Consider the following 22,854-nt stretch of genomic DNA (forward strand, 5'->3'; position numbering starts at 1 on the left):
TTTATGTTAATCTCTTTTATCTTTAAATACTACAAATTAAGACAAACTTTAAAAATAAGGTATTTTTCTGTCGTACACATGCCAATTTTCGCGTATTTCCAAGTGATATAATAATATTATTCTTTAATCTCTTAATCTTCGATAAATAGAACTGTTCTAGAATAAATGAAATCACGATTAACTGTAGGATGTTCCTTTACCGTTTTACCAAGTTAGTTTATAAAAGAGAAATAGAGTGGTATCGTCTTGGAATATTTAACAACTGCATAATTAGCATAATTTGGCATCAGTTGTGACGAATTGAAATAACTCATATTTTAAGGAGAATAGTAAGATGGAAGAAACGATTAAACAAAGTATGTCCCATGATAATAATTCAGATAATTGTACCTCATTAATTCAATTACCTAAAGCTGAGCAGAAAAAATACTTCGAAGACATTGATTTTGAAATAACTTCATTAAACTGGAATGGATCAATACTAAAAATTAAAGGATACAGTTATATCCAAGGGATTTCTTTAACCAGCTATTCAAATATAAGAAAAAAACTCTTATTGATAAATGAAGATGGTGAATGTTTAAAGTTTGTACTTGAAGATATTCGAGTATCTGAAGTAGAAACAACTAAAAAAGTTGATGGTACTTATCAATGGGCAGGGTTTACTGGTATCATTAATTTTTCAAAAGCGCAAGAAAATAAGCCTTTGCTACCTGGTAAATATCAAACGTATATTGAATTAGAGTATTTAAAAAATAATCAGACTTTAATCACTAGAAGAACACCTCTTGGCGATATTCGCAAGTTTTTAAAAAATAATTTCCATAGTACTCAAATGGAGTTTTTCTCCTCAAAAAATCAAATTGTTGACAATTTAATGGTAACATACGATGTAAATTCCAAAAGTATGTTGTTGGAATCAATTAAAATAAGAGATATTAACCCCAGTTTGATTTATGGCGATATAAAAAACAAAACGAGAAAACCTGGGTTAATATACCGTATCTTTAGATCAATGGTATTTCAACTTTTGTATTACTTATTCCACGTATTTCCGGTTAAAACTAGGAGAATCTTATTTGCTTCTGACAGTCGTGAGGAAATTGGAGGAAACCTAAAATTTGTGTATGAGGAAATGGTTAATAGGGAAATTGATTTTGACTATAAATTTATGTTTAAAGAAAATAGCTTTGTCAAAAAAAGTTTAATTGAAATTGTAAAATTAGCATACTATTGTGCAACATCGAAAAATATTCTGTTAGAAGAGAACTATCCTATGATCTCTCCTTTGAAAATTAGAAAAAAGGCTGATTTAATTCAACTTTGGCACGGGGCTGGAGCTTTTAAAAAGTTTGGTTATTCTCGATTAGGACAACCAGGAGGTCCAAAAATAAATTCTAAAGACCATCGAAATTACACGAAAGCAGTTGTTAGTACAAAGAATGTGGCTACACACTATGCTGAGAGTTTTGACATTGAGAAGGATAGGATTTATCCATTGGGTGTTCCACGTACTGATATCTTTTTTGACGAAGAGTATAAAGAACAAAAAAAAATTGAGTTATATGAAAAATATCCTTTTTTAAAAGATAAAAAAGTGATTTTATTTGCCCCTACTTTTAGAGGAAGAGGTAGAAAAGAAGCACATTATCCAATGGAATACCTGAATTTTGAAAAGCTATATAACAATTTAAAAGATGAATATGTTTTTCTTTTTAAATTACATTTCATTATTTTAAATAAGATTACCATCCCTTACCAGTATTCCGATTTTTTTTATGATTTCTCGGAATATAGAGAGGTCAATGATTTATTATTAATAACGGATCTACTCATTACAGATTATTCATCGATTTGCTTTGAATTCTCTTTATTAGATAAACCGATGCTCTTCTTTGCCTATGATGTTGAAGAATATATTAGTAAAAGAGGATTTTATTACGAGTATCAATCATTTATACCTGGAAATCTTGTAAAAACTACTAATGAATTGGTCGAGAAAATAGTAAATAAAGACTTTGCTGAGGAAAAAATTAAGCCCTTTCGAGATTACTTTTTTGATCACAAAGACGGTAAAGCGAGCCAACGTGTAGTGGATGAATTAATCTTGTCGGAAAGCCAAAGTTTTATTCGAATATTAGATAAGGATGATTCGATTAAAGAAATCAGTGGAGGCTTATAAATCTCTCCCCAATGGAGTTTCAAATAATCAGAGAAATAATAGACGATTAGGGATCTACTCCGATTATTTGCAATGATGGTAGAAATTGAGATGTGATATCGGTATTATAGATTTACATAAAAATAGACATACACTCAGAGGATCCTGCTAATCCACCTCATGTTTATGTTAGATGAATAAAAATGAATGAAATAACAGCAGAGAGGATTGTTGATTTGGATCATAGCCCTAATAGGGGGCTTTTTCTTTTGCGCGAAAGTCATGCTGTACGCCTAATAATTTCAGTTTTTTAGGAAATACTTACTCTTAAAAATGATGAATTAAAAGGGGAAGCAAAAAGTGAAAAAGGAAGACTTATTTAAGAGAATGGGTATTTTGTTGAATCCTGTAATAAATTACTTGCTAAGAGAAAATAAACGGCGTGTATATCAGTATGCGAGATATTATGAAAAATCAAATGTAAGGAAATGTACAATTCTTTATGAAAGTAGAGAAGGGAAAAGTATTACTGATAACCCATATGCTATGTTTAAATACATGCTTAATAATCCAAAGTTTAAACAATATACACATATTTGGTCAGTTCAAGAGCTTGAACCACTTAAAACTGTCATTTCAAAATACAAAGACTATCCAAATGTAAAATTTGTTCAACGAAATTCAAAAGCATACATTAAATATTTGGCAACTTGCCAATATCTTATTAACAATTCGACATTCCCTTCTTATTTTATACCCAAAACAGAACAGACATATATCAATACTTGGCATGGCACCCCTTTGAAGAAAATGGGCTATGATATTCCTGGAAATCCAATACAAACACATAATGTAGTAAGAAATTTTTTAAGCTCTGATTTTATATTAAGCCCTAATATGCATACGACGGATATTTTTAGAAAAAGTTATAAATTAGATGGGGTTTATCATGGTACCATTATTGAAGAGGGATACCCTAGAATTGATTTAACATTTAATACAAATCGTGAAACTGTTATTGGATATCTAAAAGGTATAGGTGTAGAAATTAATAATCGTAAAAAAAATATACTATATGCACCGACATGGAAAGGTACAAGTACAACAAAAATAGACGATGATATTAACCAAATTAATGCAGTAATTCAAGATTTAGATGAAAAAGTGGGAGATACATATAATATTTTCATTAAAGTTCACCCTTTTCTTTATAAAGTTGCAGTTAATCATCCGGAATTGATTGGTCGACTCATACCGGATTATGTTGATACCAATGAGTTACTTGCCACTATAGACCTTTTGATTACGGATTATTCTAGCATCTTCTTTGATTTTCTTTTAACGAATAAGCCAATACTTTTTTATGCATGGGATATGGATGAATATCGAGTGAATAGAGGTCTATATTTGGAACTCGAAGAACTTCCCGGACCTATTCTTTTCAATATAGAGGAACTTTCCAGTGCAATAAATAATTTAGAAAATGTACAGAAACAATATAGAGAATCATATAATAAGATGAAAGAAAGATTTACCAACTATGACGATGGCAAAGTAACGGATAGAATCGTTAACTATATTTTTAAGAATTCTGGTGAGCGGTTGAATATCATTAGGGACATGGATAAATCCAAGAAAAAATTATTGTTTTTTCCTGGAGGAATGAAGAATAATGGGATTACTAATTCCTTTATTAATTTAATGAATAATATCGATTATAAGAAGTATGATGTTACTTGTTTCCTTCCCAATGTATTAGATGGAGAAATGACAAAAAACATCGACAAAATCAATAAAAATGTCAGATTATTATATAAAACACATTTGCCTGTTTATCAATTTTTTGAGGAGTATAAGGACAAATACACTCATTTTAAAGGAGAAAATGGTTACTTGGGAAAGAGAGTGTTCCCAGAACGTGCATTTATAAGAGAACATAAATGTATATTCGGTAGAACACAGTTCGACTATTGTATTGATTTTAGTGGCTATAGTTTATATTGGGCAAAATATATAATCTTTACAGAAGCCAAAAAGAAAATATGTTTCATGCATAGTGATATGTTATCCGAATATAAAAAAATAAAAGATGGAAGAAGGCTTCATTTACTTAATTTAAGAGGACTCTTTTCTATATATCATCGATTTGATAAGTTGGTTAGTGTTTCAGAAGGAACCATGAATTTAAATAGGGATAATTTATCCAAATATGTTGATTCTGATAAGTTTGATTTTGTGTTAAATTCCATTGACCCAAGTCGTGTTCTTCAAGCAGATACGCCACTACCAAAAGAAAAATTCCCGCAATTAAAAATTGAAAATGTTAAATCAATAGCAATACTTAAATATATTGATAAAGTATGGAGATTTCTTCCCATTAATAAAGATTCAAAACCATTCTCATTAGATGAATCTTTACAAGATACCGAAATCGATATTATAAGAAAGGCTGCCGAGGAGTATAACATTTACTATAAGATTAGTATTAATCATCATGTGATTGGTTGGATTCGTGCAGAGTCGATTGAGCTGCTTCCTGATAGTATCCTTGAAGAAAAAGATGTCAATAAGATTGGGAAAATCATTAATCCTAAAGGAAAACAAATTTGGTCAAAACCTTATAAAGCACCAGGGTGCAAGAAGATTTCTGGTAGTGTGGATTATCAAGATTTGTTTGTAGATATTGATAAAGAGGTCGAAACCAATTGTGGAATATATAACCGAATTCTCTTGAACGGAACATTGTTGGGATGGATTAATCAAAAAGCACTTCAAATTTATGAAAGTCTAACCATAAAGGAAAACCAAAGTAAACTTGAAAAGTCCAATATTCATATGAAAAAGCGCATTTTAAAATCTAATAATTATATTATGAAAAAGGAGGTTCTAAAAAAAATCAACTACAGGGCAATGGAAGAAGTAAAAATCCTAGTGCCTGTTTACGCTAAAATTAACAAACCAGGTAACTATATGATTTGGACTCATGCTTATCCACATTGGAATGCAAAGCAGATTGCGCCAGCAAAATGGATTCAAGGTGAGATAGTTTCCATCAAAGCAATGATAAAAACGATTCAGGGACATTACTTCTTATTTTATAAAGATAATTATAAAATTGGTTGGCTCGATTCTAGGGCATTTGAAATGGTTACGGAACCTACCTTAATCAAAGAAGTGGAGGTTTCCAAGATAGCATGGCTAGAATTAAATGGAAAATATTCAATTTGGACATCGCCATTTGGTTTAAAGAACATAAAGAAAATAGAAGATGGAAATCAATATGACGGAAGTACTGTATATATTGATCGTGAAGCAATTACCCAAAAGGGAACTTATTCACATATTTTAAAAGATAATATTCCTATTGGTTGGGTTAATAACAAAGCTTTAAAAATAAAAAAGGTACATGGCTTTGAAGTAGACGGACAGTATATCCCTGAGCCTAATAAACAGTTTATTAACTTTGTGACTATGGGGAGACTATCGCCAGAGAAAGGGCAGGATAACTTAATTAAGGCATTTGAAAGATTTCACAAAAAATATCCAAACAGTAAGCTCTATATTTTAGGCGATGGTTCTTTAAAAAAACAGTTAAAATCTTTAATTCATAATCTAAATTTAAATGACTCAGTTTACCTTTGTGGACAAGTAGAAAACCCATTTCCATTGTTGAAGAAATGCGATTGTTTTGTATTATCATCCCATTACGAAGGTCAACCAATGGTTTTGCTAGAAGCAATGACACTTGGAATGAAAATAATTGCGACAGATATCGTCGCCAACCGAAATGTTTTAGAAGATGGAAAATATGGTTTACTTGTGGAAAATAGTATTGAAGGCTTGGAAAATGGATTACTCCAAATAGTAAATGATAATAACGTATCCAACAGTGAACAGTTTAATTTTAAATATTATAATGAAATGGCGATGGAGTCTTTTTATAGACCATTATTTTAGAAGGGCGTATATATATTACGTCCTTTTTTTGTTTCCAAAAATTAATATAGAAAACTTCGAGGGAAATTTACTTGGTGATTTGTTTTTTATTTACGTTAATCAAAGCTCTTGTCTCTTATAAGAAGAATAAAAAAATTAGAGGTCTTTGTAAAAAAAGTGAATAATATGTTGTCAATTTGTACAAAAAAATGTATTTTTATGGTTCGAATGTCACTATTAATCTATTAAATTCTGATTGTATACTATAGGTATAACTATTGTGGAGAGTGAACTATGAAGCTGATTAATAGGCTTTTTATACTGACAGCAATTTTACTACTATTTTCCTATTTGACAATGTCTCCATTTAATAGCTTGGTTGTTGAAGCGGCAACTAGCATAAAAAAAGTCCCAAAGACTGCCTTTCAAACGACAGCTAACTTGAATTTACGGAGCGGCCCTGGCGCAAATGATCGGATTATCTTTACGATTCCTAAGGGGAAAAATGTTACTGCCACCTCAATTAAAGGTGATCGGTATAATGTTTCTTATACATATAAATTGAAAGGGAAAAATGTAACGAAATCGGGTTGGGTGCACAAAAATTATTTGAAAGAATATTATCAGTATACGAATACGAGCAAAACTTATTATGAAACTAGCAAGAATACAGATCTTCGTTCTACTCCTGATACAAAGAATATAGTAGTCAGCAAAATTGATAAAGGAAATATCCTCGACTCAACACAAAAAGTAGTAAATAGTATTGGGCAAACGTGGTATAGAGTCTCCGTTGCTGGAAAGAACTACTATGTTCCAAGTAGTGATGTAAAAAAAGTTACATTCAAGTCTTTTTCACAAACTAAGTACTTAGCAAATAATGAGACTTATGTGTATTCTGCTTACAACACTACTTCTACGAAACTTACAAAAATCCCTAAAGGCACTTTAGTTACATCGAACCAGCAAATTGGTAATTGGTTTAAAGTAACCTTTAATGGAAAAACAGGTTATGTAACTATCGGAAATTTCGTGAAGTTTGTAAATCCATCTGATGAAAAAATCAGTCAGGTAACCTACACTACTACATCCAAAGTAGACTTAAAGCAATATGCCAATAATTTATCTTTGACGCTTGCCTCTGTGCCGCAAGGAATTAATGTTATTCCAACTCACAAAACGTCTAATGGATATATGAAAGTTCAATACAGTGGAAAAACAGGGTATATTCTAAGTTCTAAAATAAAAATTGTGGTTGATACTAAGCCAACTCCAGATCAATCTGATAAGCCGAATGAATATATTAAAGAGGTAAAGATTGAAGGAATTAAGTTTAAAGTAACTGAAAATCTACGTTTAAGAGATAAAGCAAGTACCAACTCCACAACTCTGGATACTATTCAAAAAGGAGAAGTTGTTGCGCCTACTCATAAAACGAGCAATAACTGGTATAAGGTAGAATATAAAGGAAAAATAGGATATGTTTCTGGAGACTTTTTAGAACAAATCAAAACTAATGAACCACCAAGATTAGAACTACCAAAGGAAGAACCTGTAAAAGAAGAACCACCTAAAGTAGAGGCACCAAAGGACGAACCATCAAAAGAAAAGCCTCCTGCTGAAATAATTACAGAAATGGAAATACCTGAGAAAACATATTGGGTGAAAGCAGACTTAAACTTAAGAAAAAATGCTGATACTTCTTACGATTCTCTATTAATAATCCCGAAAAATATAATTGTAATCCCAACTAATAAGACATCAAATAATTGGTACAAAGTTAAATATAATGGGAAAATAGGATATATTTCAGGGGCCTATTTACAAGAAGTAAAGACAGGAGATCCTCTTACCAATAGGGATGGTTATCAATTCATTGATTTACGAACACAATCACCTGTGACAGCAGCGCAAATAAATAATTATATTGCCAATTATGAACAATCTACTAAAAAGAAAAGTGTTTTAAGTGGAAAAGGACAAGTATTCATCGATTCAGGTAAGAAATACGGAGTTAATTCCTTGTACCTGGCAGCCCACGCCATTCACGAAAGTGCTTTTGGAACATCTAGCCTTTCGTATGGCAAATATAATTTTTTCGGATTTGGTGCGTTTGATGCAACGCCATATGTAGGTGCATATCGTTTTCCAGATATCGATTCTAGTATTGACTTTATTGCGCGTGAAATGAAATCGACTTACCTTAATTCAAACAATTGGAAATTTGAAGGTGCGTATTTGGGATTTAGCACCAAAACTCTTAGTAATGCAAGAGTTGACGCACTTAGTGAAGGAATGAATTTTTGGTACGCTAGTGATCAGAACTGGGGACAAAAAATTGCTGGCCACATGCAGAAAATCTTGCCGTACGATAAAGCTTATTATGATAAAGCTTCGATTGATACTACGGTTCCATCTCGCCCAAGTACACCTTCAGGCAGTGACATATTTCCAGCTGATATTATAGCGAACGCAAATACCACCATGTATCTCCAAAGCAAAAAGGGTGTAACAGATAATATTAGTAGTATAGGAAAAGGTAAAGCATTTACTATTCTTGAAAAAACAAATGACTATTGGGTAAGAGTGAAATACGATAGCAAAGAATACTGGACAAATAGTATCAAATTTGATGTATATAAAAGCTATATTTCTGTCCAAAATTTAGGAAGAGTAAATGTGGATGGATTAAATATTCGTCCTGAGGCAAATACGAACAAGGATCCAATCGGCTCGTTAAAACTAAATGACTTTGTTTCGATCGTATTGAAAAAAGATGGAACACCGAATATGGATAGTGGAAATATGTGGTGCCAAATCAAATTAGCAAATGGAAAAACGGGCTGGGTAAGTAGCCAATATATTACAAGGGAACTTAAATAAAGAAGTTATTATACTTCTAAAGCTTGCTAAGTTGTAGCAGGCTTTTTTTCATTCATCTAACATATTTCCCCTTTTTTCGGAAATACTTCCTACTATATTCAAGCATCAAAAGGGGTTGCAACGAAGATGAATCGGAAGGTTTTGAAGCGGAGGATTAAATTCGTGATGGATCCGATCACGAATTATGTATTTCGAGAAAGTCAGCGACGGGTCCAACAGTATGCACGCTTCTATAAAAATTGCAGTGTAAAGAAGAAGACGATTCTTTATGAAACTCGGGATGGGAACAGCATGACGGACAGTCCATACGCGATGTTTAAATACATGGTCGGAAATCCGGATTTCAAGGACTACACGCATATTTGGTCTATAAAGGATTTTGCAGCTCTCTCTAATGTTATTTCTAAATATCGAAATTACTATAATGTAAAATTTGTTAAGCGAAATTCCACGGAATATCTTAAATATCTGGCTACATGCGAATATCTCATCAATAACTCAACATTTCAAAACTTCGTCATTCCAAAAAGTGACCAAATTTATATTAATACGTGGCACGGGACTCCATTAAAATTAATGGGATTTGATATCCCTGGAAACCCTGTCCAATCACAGAATGTTGTACGGAATTTTTTGAGCACAGATTATCTAATCAGTCCAAACTCACATACAACCAACATGTTTACAAATAGTTATAAACTAAATGGGATTTACTCAGGAACTATTATAGAAGAAGGATATCCGCGGATTGACTTAACGTTTAATACGAATTCGAATGAAATGAAGCAATCCTTACGTTCCTATGATTTGACTATAGAAGATGAGAAGCAAATAATATTGTACGCACCAACATGGAAAGGAACGAATGTAGCGAAGGTCAATAATGACGTCCATCACATCATTGCGGATATGAACGATTTGGAGCGGAAGATTGGGGAGAAATACAATATTTTAGTGAAGGTGCATCCTTATTTGTACAAGGAGGCGTCTAGGCACGCAGACTTACAGAAAAGACTTGTTCCAGATTTCGTTGATACCAACGAACTTCTCTCCATCGTTGACCTGCTTATCACCGACTACTCCAGTATCTTTTTTGATTTCCTCGTTACGAATAAACCGATTCTGTTTTATACGTGGGATCTGGATGTGTATAACGAGGAACGAGGACAATATTTAAAAAATGACGAGCTTCCAGGGCCTCTTCTTTTTAACGCTATTGAACTTGTTAAGGCAATTCGGGACATTGATAACGTGCAAGTGTCCTATCATGAAAAATACCAAACCATGAAAAAGCGATTCACAAACCATGATGATGGTCGCGTGACGGAAAGAATCGTAAACTATATTTTTAAAAACTCGGCTGAAAAACTCAAACCGATTACTAACCTTGATTCTTCTAAAGAAAAAATTCTGATTTATCCTGGTGGAATGAAGAATAATGGGATTACATCCTCGTTCATCAACTTAACGAATAATATTGATTATGATACATATGATGTTAGTTGTTTTCTGCCAGCTTCCAGTGACGATGAATTTTTAAGGAACATTGAGAAAATCAATAAGAATGTTCGCTTAATTTTTAAAGGAGGTTCTCCAGTCTACAATATTGTTGAGCATTACCGGGATAAATTTATTCATAATCGGGGCAGAAATGGGAGTTTGGCGAAAAAACTATATCCGGAGCATATTTTCGTGAGGGAGCATCAGAGACTATTCGGTAAGTCCAAGTTTGATTACTGCATTGATTTTAGCGGCTATAGTCTTTATTGGGCAAAATATCTACTGGTGGCTGATGCGCAAAAGAAGTTATGCTTTATGCATTCCGATATGCTTTCAGATAGTGAAAAGATAGTCAATGGGAAAAGACCTCATCTAATAAATCTTCGTGGACTTTTTTCTGTTTATGATCAATTTGATAAGCTTGTCAGTGTTTCAAAGGGAACGATGGAAGTGAATAAGACGAATTTGTCCCGTTATGCAACTGAAGACAAATTTGACTATGTGATGAATTCCATTAACCCTGAAAGGATTTTACATAATGAAGTGGAGGAAAAAATAGAGCGAAAGACAATTCAAGTCGAACATCTTCGCGCGAGAGCGGTAATAAAAGATGCAGAAACAGCTTGGAATCTTCCTCCTTTTTATAAAGGTGCTAAAGAGTTTAATTTGAGGCCAGACTTTAAAAACGCTGAAATTCTGATTTTAAGAAAAGCAGATTCTTATTATAAATTTAGCCATAACAACCAAGTGATTGGATGGATTAGTGCTGATTCCGTGGAATTGCTTCCGGATTGTATTTTACTAGAAAAAGACGTTAAAAAAATAGCAAAACTGGCGAATCCAAAAGGAAACCAAATATGGTCCAAACCTTATAAAATCCCAGGAGCAGAGAAAATTTCCGGAAGTGCGGACTATAAGAATGTAATCGTGGACATCGATAAAGAGGTTGAAACTCCGAGGGGGATGTACAGCCGAATTTCCATTAATGGCACTGTTCTTGGCTGGATTAGCAATTCTGCGCTGCAAGTATTAGATGCTGGTACAATAAAAAGAAAGTTATTGAAAACGAGGAATTATCGTTGGAAGAAGAATGTGATTCAAAATATTGAGAATCGAACGTTGAGCGAAGCAAAAGTAATCAAGCCCATTTATGCAAAAATTGCACATCCTAAAAACCACCTTATATACACTCACGCCCGTCCCAATTGGAATGCCAAGGAAATGGCGCCTGCAAAATGGTTGGATGGAGAGATTGTCACAATAAAAGCAGCAATCAAAACGAAATATGGCGATAGCTTTTTGTTTTATCATGATGGCAAAAAAATTGGTTGGCTAGATTCAAGTGCTTTTGAAATGTTAAATGAACAAACATTAATCAAAGAGGTTAAGGTATCAAGAAAGGCAGAGTTAAATTTAGGTGGAAAGTATTTCGTTTGGACAAAGCCTTATGGGCTTGAAGGTGCAGAGAAAGTTGAAAACGTGGAGCTAGATGGTCGTACAGTTCAAATCGATTGCGAAGCTACAACATTAAAAGGAACATATTCTCATATAGTGTCTCACGGCTGGGTGAACAACCAAGCATTGCAAGTTCTTTGCATTGAAGTGAACGGCATTTACATTCCAGAACCTAGTAAAGAAGATATTAACTTTGTCACGATGGGAAGACTGTCGCCAGAAAAAGGGCAGGATAACCTAATCAGAGCATTTGCTCGTTTTTATCAAAATCACCCTAATAGCAAGCTTTACCTATTAGGAGAAGGAGCGTTAAAAAAGCAGCTCCAAAGTTTAATCAACGAACTTAATTTAAATAATGCCGTTTTTCTTCTAGGGCAAGTCGAAAATCCTTTTTCGTTTTTAAAAAAATGCGATTGCTTTGTCCTATCGTCCCATTATGAAGGTCAGCCAATGGTCTTACTAGAAGCGATGACGCTTGGAATGAAAATAATCGCGACAGACATTATCGCCAACCGAACAGTTTTGGAAGATGGGAAATATGGCTTGCTGGTGGAAAACAGTATTGAGGGCCTTGAGAAAGGCATGGAATACATCGAAGCAGAAAGAGAAACGTACAAGCCTGCTCCATTCGATTACAAATACTATAACGAAATGGCGATGGAGTCTTTTTATAAGCCATTTAAGTAAGGTATCGAGCCTGAATGTTTATGTTCAGGCTCTTATTTGTTTAGAAATTTGGATTTTCACTTAAGGAAAAATTGATGACATTTGAATTGAAAGTGATGAATATATAACTACTTTTTTTTGTCTCAGTAGGATGTTGTATCTTATACTGCCACTAAAGTTTATGATAATTATAGACATATAGATTATAGGAGTGACAATGTGTTGGTAAAAGACTTTTTTGACTCTATTGGAAGAGAACTATTTACTGCAATAATAGGTGGGATAGTTGGTCTTCTCATTAGTGTGATTTTTGATGATAGTATCAGAAATATAAAGAGGAAGATCGTTCGAAAATACAAACGCCTTTTTAGTGAAAAAAATGATTTTAAGTCTCATCTTTTTACGATTGGTGATACATCTACTAGTTTTTTTGTCATAGATGGGGATGGTCAGTTTGATTTTAAACGGGAAAATATTGAATGTCGTTTAACTCATGAAAAGATTGCTTTACCAAAAGAACTTGAAGCAATAAGAAATGAAATCGCAACGACAGAAGCAGATAAAGAGTCAAAAGGGTTGGACCATAAATGGAACGGACCGTTATATGGACTAGCTAAGTATAGACATAGCCGAACAAGTGATAAAGAGGATATGACGGTATTATTTAATTTTTATGAGACGGATTATTTCACATTTCTTGCTAGTAACCTTCAATTAAATCGAAAATTAGATACTGGTAAAACAGTTGCGGAAACATACATACCATATGAACAATTGGAGAATGTTGTCCCGTTTTTGGCTAATGGGTTCGGAGTAGGACTTGTTATCATCACATCCGATGAAAATATCATATTCTCTCAACGCACGGGCAGCAGTGGTGCAAGAGGGAATCAAATGGATATAAGTGTAGTTGAAGGAGTTCATCCTATACTAGACAGACATAGTGTAAATGATGGCCCAGATCTTTTTAAAACAGCAGTTCGTGGAGCGAACGAAGAGTTAGGTCTAATTATTAATCCAGATATTATAAAATTCCTTGGTTATGGAATTGATGTAGACTATTATCAATGGAATATGCTTGGCTATGCCCATGTCCCTCATACAGCTATGGAAATTCAAAATATTAGAAGTCGTGGAACTTCAGGTAAGTGGGAAAACTCCTTACTACTATTTGAAAATTTCACACCAAAAAATGTAGCAGAATTAATCGTTACCAAAGATATGTGGTCCACTGCTAAAGTAGCATTATATTGGACGGCGGTTAGGGAACTTGGAAAAAATAATATTGATCGTGCCTTAAAAAGTGTTTCAAAAAGGTGAAATTCTTTAAAATTTATAATATTAATTAGTTGGTGCTAGCTTGATCTACGACCAACTTTTTTCTATTTCAACTTAAAAATATTAATTGTTTGTCGATAATACAAATATATAATCTTATATAATTCGGGACACGAAGGATTAGGTTAAATTTGCAACAATTTTTAAGGAAAGAGGTAGAGAAGTGGGGAAATTATTTAATTTTAAGAGCTTGAAAACGAAAATATTGTTAGGATTTTCGCTCGTTATTTTATTGTTTATGGCTTTTGGACTATATAATTTTATTACTGTTAAGAGTGTAAATAAAAATACAAATGAGATTATGGAAAAAGAACTCCAACTTTTAATTTTAGATCAGGAATTGGCTGCAAATATAGCAAATAGAGTTTCGCTTTTGCGAGGATTTTTATTATTTGAAGACAATGATTATCGTGATCAATTTTATGCCCTAACAGACAAGGCAATTTTAGATGAAAAAAGGGCGATAGATTTAGGAGCTTCGGAGGAATTTAAACAGCTTGTTGACCGTACAATTGCATGGCAAAACGATATAGAGGAAAATGTTTTTGCCATGTACGATAAAGGTCAAAAAATACTAGCGAACAGAAATCATGCGGTTACTACAAAAGAAGCTGAACAAATCATTGAAGATTACGAAAAAATTGCGATAAATCGAGAACATGTTATCAAGCAAAAAGGCCAGAACATTATATCTGATGGAGAAAAGGCATTATATATCTTATCTTTTTTTATTCTATTAGCAATCGTTGTGAGCATAGCAGCTGCTCTGATTACTTCAACTTTTATTACAAGACCAATCAAAAAGGTAATGGAGCGAATGAAGTTAATCGCGGGTGGTGATCTTAGCCAGGAATTATTAACTATGAAATCACGTGACGAATTTGCACAATTAGTTGTTGCAACAAATGAAATGAATGGAAGAATACGAGAATTAGTAAGTGAAATCAATACAGTTTCTGAAAGAATCACGGGTCAAAGTGAGGAATTGATGCAATCCGCAAATGAGGTTAATTCTGGTTCTCAACAAATTGCGGCGACGATGGAAGAACTTGCGACAGGGACAGAGCTCCAGGCTTCAAATGCAACTGAATTGGCTCAAATCATGGTGTCATTCTCAGAAACAGTTCAAGAAGCCAATGAAAATGGCGAAAAAATTCAACGTGCTTCAACGGATGTTTTAGGGATGACAAATGAGGGCAGCCGATTAATGGAAACGTCAAGCCAGCAAATGGAAAAGATTGATCAAATCGTGCAGGATGCGGTTGAAAAGGTAAAGGGCTTAGACACAAAATCACAGGAAATTTCTAAGTTGGTTTCCGTTATCCAGGAGATTGCAGATCAAACAAACTTACTAGCGTTAAATGCGGCAATTGAAGCTGCTAGAGCGGGTGAGCAAGGAAGAGGATTTGCAGTAGTTGCAGATGAAGTGCGTAAGTTGGCCGAACAGGTCTCCAAATCTGTAACAGATATAACAGGAATCGTAGAAGGAATCCAAAATGAATCTAGCGTCGTGACAAGTTCGTTAGAGGCTGGATACGAGGAGGTAGCCGAAGGTACAAACAAAATAGAATCAACGAAACAAACATTTGAAAAAATCAGCTCAGCCGTTTCCGATATGGCGAATAACATCAAAAGCGTATCTGATAATATCATGCATATTTCCTCCAGTAGCGAAAAAATGCAAAAATCTATCACGGAAATCGCTGCAATATCGGAAGAATCGGCTGCAGGAACTGAAGAAACGTCTGCTTCATCCGAGCAAATCAGTAGTTCGATGGAAGAAGTGGCGAATAATTCAGCTGATTTAGCGAAATTAGCCGAGCGTCTAAATGGGTTGATTAATAGGTTTAAGTTATAAGATGTTGGATCCATTCCTTTAGGGGAGTGGGTCTTTTTTGTGTATAACCATTTGTGTTTTTTGTCATTTTTGAATTATAGATAAACATCATTAAATTAGAAGAAAATGTTTATATTGACCTAATATAATAGTGCTGATCATAAGGGGAAGAGGATGAGTGTTTTACCTCTATCAGTGTATACGCCTAAATTCGCTTTAATGTAAGAGATTCTGGAAACGTTAAAGCTAAAAAAATCGGATCACTAAAGAAAAACTCTAAGGTTGAAATCCTAGAAAACAAAAAGGATTGGTTTAAAATCAAGTTCGAAAAAAGTTATGGATGGGTATTCGAAAAATATATAAAAATACAAAAATAATATATGCTTATCTAACCTATACCTTGGAGAGCGGACACTAAAAAAAGTGCCTTAATTGAAACCTTCTTCGGCCACTGATTATTCTAAGACCTAAAAAGCTGTACACTCTTGTGAAAAATGGGGCAGCAACACAAATGACAGCTGCAAGTTTTTCTAGAGACTTCGACGAAAATATTCAGAATTTTACGTTCGATTTGGCCGAATCTAATTTGACACATTTCATTGCATCGGATGCGTATAACACAACAACATGTAGATTTAAAATGTCCGAGGCATATGACCTGTTATAAAGTAAATTTGGGCTTGACACAGTGTATATTATTACATGGAAAATTCGGAAGTGATTGTACAAGGAAAAGACATTTACAGAGAAGCTCCTGAAGAAATAAAGAAAAAGAATATATTCGGATTGTTTTAGAAAGTAAGAAAAATTGTTAATTTTATTAAAAAGACATATTAATGCTATTTAGTGAAATAAATGATAAAGGTATATAGTTTTGTAGAATATTTGAAAGCTGCCAGAATGGTAAATACTATGGGCAGCTCATTTTTTTTTACTCTTTTTCTAACACACATCAATATTTCTTTCAATTTCCTTTTTCAAATAGGAAAATGGAATCCCTATCCATAAAAATACACAAGTTAGCCATCTAGCCATGTTGTATAATATAAAAAGAGAAATGGACTACATAATGCCGGAGGAGATAAAATGTTAAACATAGTTGTATTAGATGGTTATACATTAAATCCAGGGGATTTGGACTGGACAGGTTTAGAAAGATTGGGAAATGTAACCATCTATGATCGAACGAAAGCAGATGAGATTATTCCTAGAGCAGCCGATGCGCAGATCGTGCTGACGAATAAAACTCCAATGACGAGAGAGACCATATCTGCATTGCCAAATTTGCAATATATCGGTGTACTAGCGACGGGCTATAATATTATTGATACCGAGACTGCGAAAGAACGAGGAATCATCGTTACGAATGTGCCAACCTATAGTACGCAATCAGTGGCTCAATTAGTATTTGCTTTGCTTTTGGAGCTATGTCACCATGTTGGACGGCATAGCGATGCTGTCCATGAAGGAGAATGGACTCGTAGTATTGATTTTTCTTTTACAAAAGCCCCGCTGATCGAGCTAGCTGACAAAACGATTGGTTTGATTGGTTTAGGAAGGATTGGCAGGCAGACAGCACAGATAGCACAAGCCTTTGGAATGCGTGTATTAGCTGTTGGAAGCGGACGTCGTAATCCTCCTGAGGTGGCTGGGGTAGAGTGGGTAGAACTTGAGGAGTTAATGGAAAGGTCAGATGTTGTTAGCCTTCACTGTCCTTTGACGCCGGATACAGAAAAATTAATCAACGCCGAAAGAATTGCTTTAATGAAAAAATCCGCATTTTTGATCAACACATCTCGGGGACCTTTAATTGATGAACAAGCTTTGGCAAAGGCATTGAATGGAGGACGAATTGCTGGGGCGGCCGTAGATGTCTTGTCTACTGAACCACCCGCTGCTGACAATCCACTTTTATCAACAAGCAATTGTATAATTACTCCACATATTGCGTGGGCGACAAAGGAAGCACGTGAACGTTTGATGGAAATTGCAGTGAGTAATGTGCAGAATTTTATTAATGGAAAAGCTGTAAATATAGTTAATCTTAGGAAATAAACCTCCCTGCTATCTGGGAGGTTTTTGGTTTTAACTTGCCCAAGATTTTGACCCCCTACACCACACTTCTCTCTTTCATATATATAGTTGGTGCTTCTCCAAAGTATTTCTTAAACGCCCTGCTGAAGGAATAGGCATCGGAGTATCCGACAGATAAGGCGATTTCCGTAATACTATAGTTATTGTGTTGCATCATGTCGTAGGATTTTTCCATTTTTAGTTTTTGAATATAGTTTCTTGGTGTGCAATCCAAAATCTCTGTGAATATTTTAGAAAAATAGGAACGGTGTAGCCCGACGTGATGAGCGACTTCTTCTACTGTAATAGACTCGTCATAGTGAACACGGATAAAGTCCAAGCTTTTTTGTATTAAATATTCTGGTGTTTGATTGGATGGGAGACTTCTTTGATCAGCAAGTCCATAAAATATCTGATAGAGTAATTGATAGAGTCTGAAATATTCATTTGAGGCGATCTCTTGGTTTCTCAATAACTGTTGCATATTTTCCAAGGTCGCTTTCAGAACGTAACTCATCCTTTTCTTTAAAAAGGGCTTTTCCGGATGCATTCCTATTTTCTTTAATGCTGTTACGCATGTTGGACCATTAAACGCAAGCCAGTGCATCTCTAATAAAGAATTGGAATCAAAACTTAATGTTTGATATTGATGGGGCATATGTGGAAAGATGGCGAAAATATCTCCGGCTTCTAAAACAGTCTCTTGATTCTTATATGTATATAAAACTTTGCCTTTGACAACAAAATGAATACTAAAATGTTCAATCACGCGTGGTCCGATATGATAATTTGGTTTTGCGATATTATTTCCTACTTTTAATGGCCAAACCCCGCCCAAAAGGTCAAATTCTGACGGAAAATAAAACTGGCAATCTATTAGTTCATGCTTCGTTTCTCGCATGTTTTCCTCCTGATAGTGTTGTGACATATCTTTTATATTTCAAATTCTTTTTTTTACAAAAACCTCCAAATTCCCTTTAAAGCTGCCAACATAATTTCTCATCTTTTTCTAACAAGTTACAAATGGATATGAAAAAATGACATATTGTCATTTTGGGTAAAAACGCTTTCAAATACACTTAACGTTAGGAGAATTCTAGAAAAAAATAGGGAGGGACTTTCATTCTATAACGTACTATAAAAATCTGTTAGATGGCATCCTGCAAAAGGTAGATTCATAAGTGTGCAGATAGTCATTTATTTAAGGCTTTGCAGGATATTTTGGAGAGCATTGAAAAAGTCGGGTTCATTGAACTAGTCTTTTCGCATTACAACCAAACTGAATATTTTTACAAAAGGAGGATTTGCTAATGAGACAAACGATTGGAAGTAAAATGGTAATAATCACCTTTATTTTGCTTGTCTTTTCGCTATTCGGAAATTTAAATGGCGTGGGACAAACCGCCTCAGCCCAAAGCGAAGATATTGCTTATGTTTTAAACGAGGGATTTGATTCAGGGGACGATTCTATTACTACAAATTTAGAAGCAATAAACCAATTTGTAAGTGAGAAAGGGAATTATCAAGTGGAAAGCATAGTTGGTGACTCTGCCTTAAAGTTAGGAAAGTCATCTTCTTCTGGGGAAACAATTCATTATCATCATACGAAGTTGAAACCTTCAACCAAGTATCGGATTCAATATAGGGCAAAGGTTGGGGCTGCGAATCAAAATCTTGCCTATCAAATCTCGGGATATAAAAATAACGTCCCTAAAGATGTGAAACTAGCACTCAACTATATTGAGCATAATAGTATGAAAAATACAGATTGGTCTACTTTCTATTATGATTTTGAAACGAGTGAGGAAGGCACAAGTGCTTGGATTCAATTCCAAACACAGGCCGGAAGCACTGCGTGGATTGACGATATCACCATTGAGGAAAAAGGGCAGGCAGATCCTCTTTTAACCAAACCTACTCTTTCTCGTGCTAGTAAAAGATTTATCGAAAATGGTTTGCAAATTCAAACGTGGGTTACAACAGATGAAGATAACAAAATAAGAGCATGGAAAAAACCACCTACTCCTGAAGATATCGTGGACCTAGGCATAACAGCTGTTCAATATAACGATGCACCCAATTACAGTAAAGGGTTGCATGAACGTTATGCTAAGCTCCAAGAGACGACACCAGGCTTACCAGATTTAAAATGGGGAATGGCTTTTGCGCCAAACGCAAATCACCTTTCTTCCAATTATTTTGATAGTGACACCATTGCAAAGCATGAACCCAATAGAACCGGAGCACCAACGAAAGAGCAAAAAGAAAATGGGTTTTTAACAAAAAATCAGTTGGAGAATGTTGAAAACTTAATCAATATCGGATTTGGGGATGAAGAAAATTACTCAGATACACTGACACAGATTTTAAAAGATTGGTTCGATGTTACAAAGAAATTCTATCCGAATGTTTTAGTGCATCACAATGAGGTCGGCAATACACCTCCAGCCAATATCACATCAATTTCTACATTTAATGAAGAGATGTTGAGAAAATACGTCCGTACGGCAAAACCGGACTTTATCACGTATGATATGTATTACTTTAGAGAGAACAGGCAAAGCCAAGAAGTCGGCGGAACGGTTATTCCGTTCTATGATGATATAAATCGTTACCGAAAAATTGCCGCTGAAGGGTATGATGGTACAGGTCTATCACCTATTCCTTTCGGTAATTATATGCAAGGCTGGAGAACTGGACCGGGTGCCGCCACTCATGAAAAAAGAGGCGACGGTTGGTATGAAATGACGGAATCTCAAACATATTTAAGTGGATTTGCTAACTGGACATTCGGAGGAAAATGGTTGAGCATTTTCCGCTGGATTAAAGACAGCCCAATTTATTTGTTCACTGATTCTAGAGTTGATGAAAATGGAAATCCGATTCCGTACCATATATACGATCAGACGAAAGAATTGATTAGACAAAGTCGAAACATCGGAGATCATCTGACTCGACTCAATAGCACAGAAGTATCTATTCTTCCAGGACAACATATGGAAGGTGAAAAGGCAGTCAAAAATAGTCGTCCAAAAGATAACCCGGAATGGAATAAATCGCTAGATCAAGCTTTTATCGACAACATCGATGTGAAAAATCTTGGACCAACGAATGACGGATTAGATGGTGATGTATTCATCGGATACTTCGACCCACTTCCGGGTTTCGATACAACAGAATTTTTCACATCCACTTCTCCTAAATACTTTATGATTCTTAACGGATTGACACATGGGAATGGATTGCCAGCTGAAGAACAAATGGGATCCAGCTATGAAACTCGCCAAGAAATCCATGTAACATTTGATCTAAGCGAAGGCATCAATCCAACCAAATTAAGAAAGGTAAGCCGCCTGACAGGAGAAATAGAAGCTGTTCCTTTAAAAGTCAAAGAAAACGGAAAATATGAAATGACGTTGACCATTGGCGGCGGTATGGCAGATTTATATTTCTGGGAACTCGGTTCAATCAATAAAGATAATGTAAAACAAATCAAAGAAGAAACAACTGAAGACATTCGATTAACAGGCGATCCAAAGTATGCCAAGGATCGAGAAATTCGTGACTTAGGTGGCAGGACTGTAACGATTGGGTGGATCAATGGAACAGAAAGTCCGATTCCACAACCATTAAATCATTTCGATTTCACTTTTAATAAAGACGCAAGCGGTAAATTGTTGCCACTCGCTAATCCACAGATCATGAGCTATTTCACCCGCTATTATGAAGTGAATATATGGAATCGCAGAGTGGAAAGAATCCAACGAGAGAGCAATGTAGACATTCAATTTGTTCCAGACATTAAGTGGTCCAAAGAAGAATTAATGGAAAATATCCGTAAAAAGAAAGCGGGCCAATCAGTACCAAATATGCCAGATATTCTTGTTGTACCGGATGAATGGACGTGGACAGGCCTTATTAAAGACGATATGATTTTGCCGGCAAGTTCATTTGACGAATTTGATTTTAGCGACAGAAAATGGAATAAGCCTTATAAAGCGATGACCACATATAATAACCAAACATATGGCATGTATGCTGGTCCAACGATGAATAGTGTCGGTTTGTTCGTAAATAAAAAGTTATTGGCTGACATTGGATTCTCAGAGAATCTAATGGGGATACAGCAAAACGAAAAATGGAATTGGGATAAACTACAAGAAATTATTGAGCAATTCGAAAAATCATCGAATGCAAAAAATAAATATGTATTTGCAGATACGGAACAATTATTCAAACAAATGCTGTATTCCAATAATGCTGCACCAGAATCACTCGATAACTTGGATGGAAACACTTTTAAATTCAATACAACCAATTTTAAACAAGCGGCTCAATTATATCATCAACTGTATAATGGTGATTTGATTGCCGAAAAGCCGGAAGCTGCAAAGGAAGATTGGGACATTGAAGAATTCAGCAAAGGCAATGTATTATTTTTAGTCAAACCATATAATCAAACGGTTGAGCAATTAAGAAAAGAATATAAAGTACAAGACGCAGTAATTGAAATGCAAGATGGATATTTCTTAGGACAACCAGCCAAAATTCCAGTAATCGTTGATGCGTTTGAAACAGTATATCCAGACGGACAACATGTAATGCCATCAGACGATTGGCAATTCCTATTCTTCCCAAAAGGTCCATCAGCAATAGATTATACGGCAATTATTGATCAACCATCGTATCCGGTCATGCTTTCTTCTGCTAAAGATCCTTCCGATGTAGCATACGTCTGGAATCAATTGAGTGAGGAATTTACGGGAGTGGAATACACCCGATTCTTAAGAAAATACCTCAATCAAAGGACAGCAGATAAAACGACTTTACAAAGAATCGGATTAAAAAATGGCGTGTGGGATGCTTATGAAGGTACAGGAACATGGAATAACGTCATGGCCCCTGAGTTTATGTCATTTCTGAAAAAGGGAAATTGGAAGACATCAGACTTGGCAAAGTTGAATAATAAGGTAAGGAAGAATGTAGAAGATAACGTAAAATAAAA

11 protein-coding genes are annotated in these 22,854 nt (G+C 34.7%); 10 read left to right on the forward strand and 1 reads right to left on the reverse strand.

All coding sequences use genetic code 11. The annotated features are described in order from the left end of the window. Window positions 1-334: 334 nt before the first annotated feature. The 9 genes from MT489_RS10975 (at window position 335) to MT489_RS11010 (ending at window position 17,831) form a co-directional block, all read left to right on the forward strand. The gene (locus MT489_RS10975; RefSeq protein WP_244681596.1) at window positions 335-2,182 is read left to right on the forward strand and encodes a CDP-glycerol glycerophosphotransferase family protein; all 1,848 of its coding nucleotides are present in this window, start codon (window positions 335-337) and stop codon (window positions 2,180-2,182) included. Window positions 2,183-2,521: 339 nt separating this feature from the next. Further along, window positions 2,522-6,118: a CDP-glycerol glycerophosphotransferase family protein gene (locus tag MT489_RS10980; RefSeq protein ID WP_244681597.1), complete on the forward strand. Its 3,597-nt coding sequence runs from the start codon at window positions 2,522-2,524 to the stop codon at window positions 6,116-6,118. Window positions 6,119-6,391: 273 nt separating this feature from the next. After that, entirely contained in the window at window positions 6,392-8,980 is a 2,589-nt protein-coding gene (locus MT489_RS10985) for an SH3 domain-containing protein (RefSeq protein ID WP_244681598.1), read from the forward strand. A gap of 126 nt (window positions 8,981-9,106) precedes the next feature. Next, the gene (locus MT489_RS10990; RefSeq protein WP_244681599.1) at window positions 9,107-12,622 is read left to right on the forward strand and encodes a CDP-glycerol glycerophosphotransferase family protein; all 3,516 of its coding nucleotides are present in this window, start codon (window positions 9,107-9,109) and stop codon (window positions 12,620-12,622) included. A 201-nt stretch (window positions 12,623-12,823) separates the two neighbouring features. Continuing rightward, entirely contained in the window at window positions 12,824-13,921 is a 1,098-nt protein-coding gene (locus MT489_RS10995) for a hypothetical protein (protein ID WP_244681600.1), read from the forward strand. A 181-nt stretch (window positions 13,922-14,102) separates the two neighbouring features. Beyond that, complete coding sequence (locus MT489_RS11000; protein WP_244681601.1) at window positions 14,103-15,797, forward strand: methyl-accepting chemotaxis protein; 1,695 nt, start codon at window positions 14,103-14,105, stop codon at window positions 15,795-15,797. Window positions 15,798-15,985: 188 nt separating this feature from the next. Continuing rightward, entirely contained in the window at window positions 15,986-16,153 is a 168-nt protein-coding gene (locus MT489_RS22440) for an SH3 domain-containing protein (protein WP_370876381.1), read from the forward strand. Window positions 16,154-16,263: 110 nt separating this feature from the next. Then, window positions 16,264-16,443, forward strand: coding sequence for a hypothetical protein (locus tag MT489_RS11005; RefSeq protein WP_244681602.1), 180 nt, complete (start codon window positions 16,264-16,266; stop codon window positions 16,441-16,443). A gap of 419 nt (window positions 16,444-16,862) precedes the next feature. Continuing rightward, complete coding sequence (locus tag MT489_RS11010) at window positions 16,863-17,831, forward strand: D-2-hydroxyacid dehydrogenase (RefSeq protein WP_244681603.1); 969 nt, start codon at window positions 16,863-16,865, stop codon at window positions 17,829-17,831. A gap of 55 nt (window positions 17,832-17,886) precedes the next feature. Here MT489_RS11010 and MT489_RS11015 read toward each other — a convergent pair whose 3' ends face one another. Continuing rightward, complete coding sequence (locus tag MT489_RS11015) at window positions 17,887-18,750, reverse strand: AraC family transcriptional regulator (protein WP_244681604.1); 864 nt, start codon at window positions 18,748-18,750, stop codon at window positions 17,887-17,889. A gap of 409 nt (window positions 18,751-19,159) precedes the next feature. Between MT489_RS11015 and MT489_RS11020 the strand changes: the two genes are divergently transcribed. After that, window positions 19,160-22,852: a type 2 periplasmic-binding domain-containing protein gene (locus tag MT489_RS11020; RefSeq protein ID WP_244681605.1), complete on the forward strand. Its 3,693-nt coding sequence runs from the start codon at window positions 19,160-19,162 to the stop codon at window positions 22,850-22,852. The last annotated feature ends 2 nt before the right edge of the window (window positions 22,853-22,854 follow it).

This window comes from Lederbergia wuyishanensis, assembly GCF_022900255.1.
Classification (GTDB): Bacteria; Bacillota; Bacilli; order Bacillales; family Bacillaceae_C; genus Lederbergia; species Lederbergia wuyishanensis.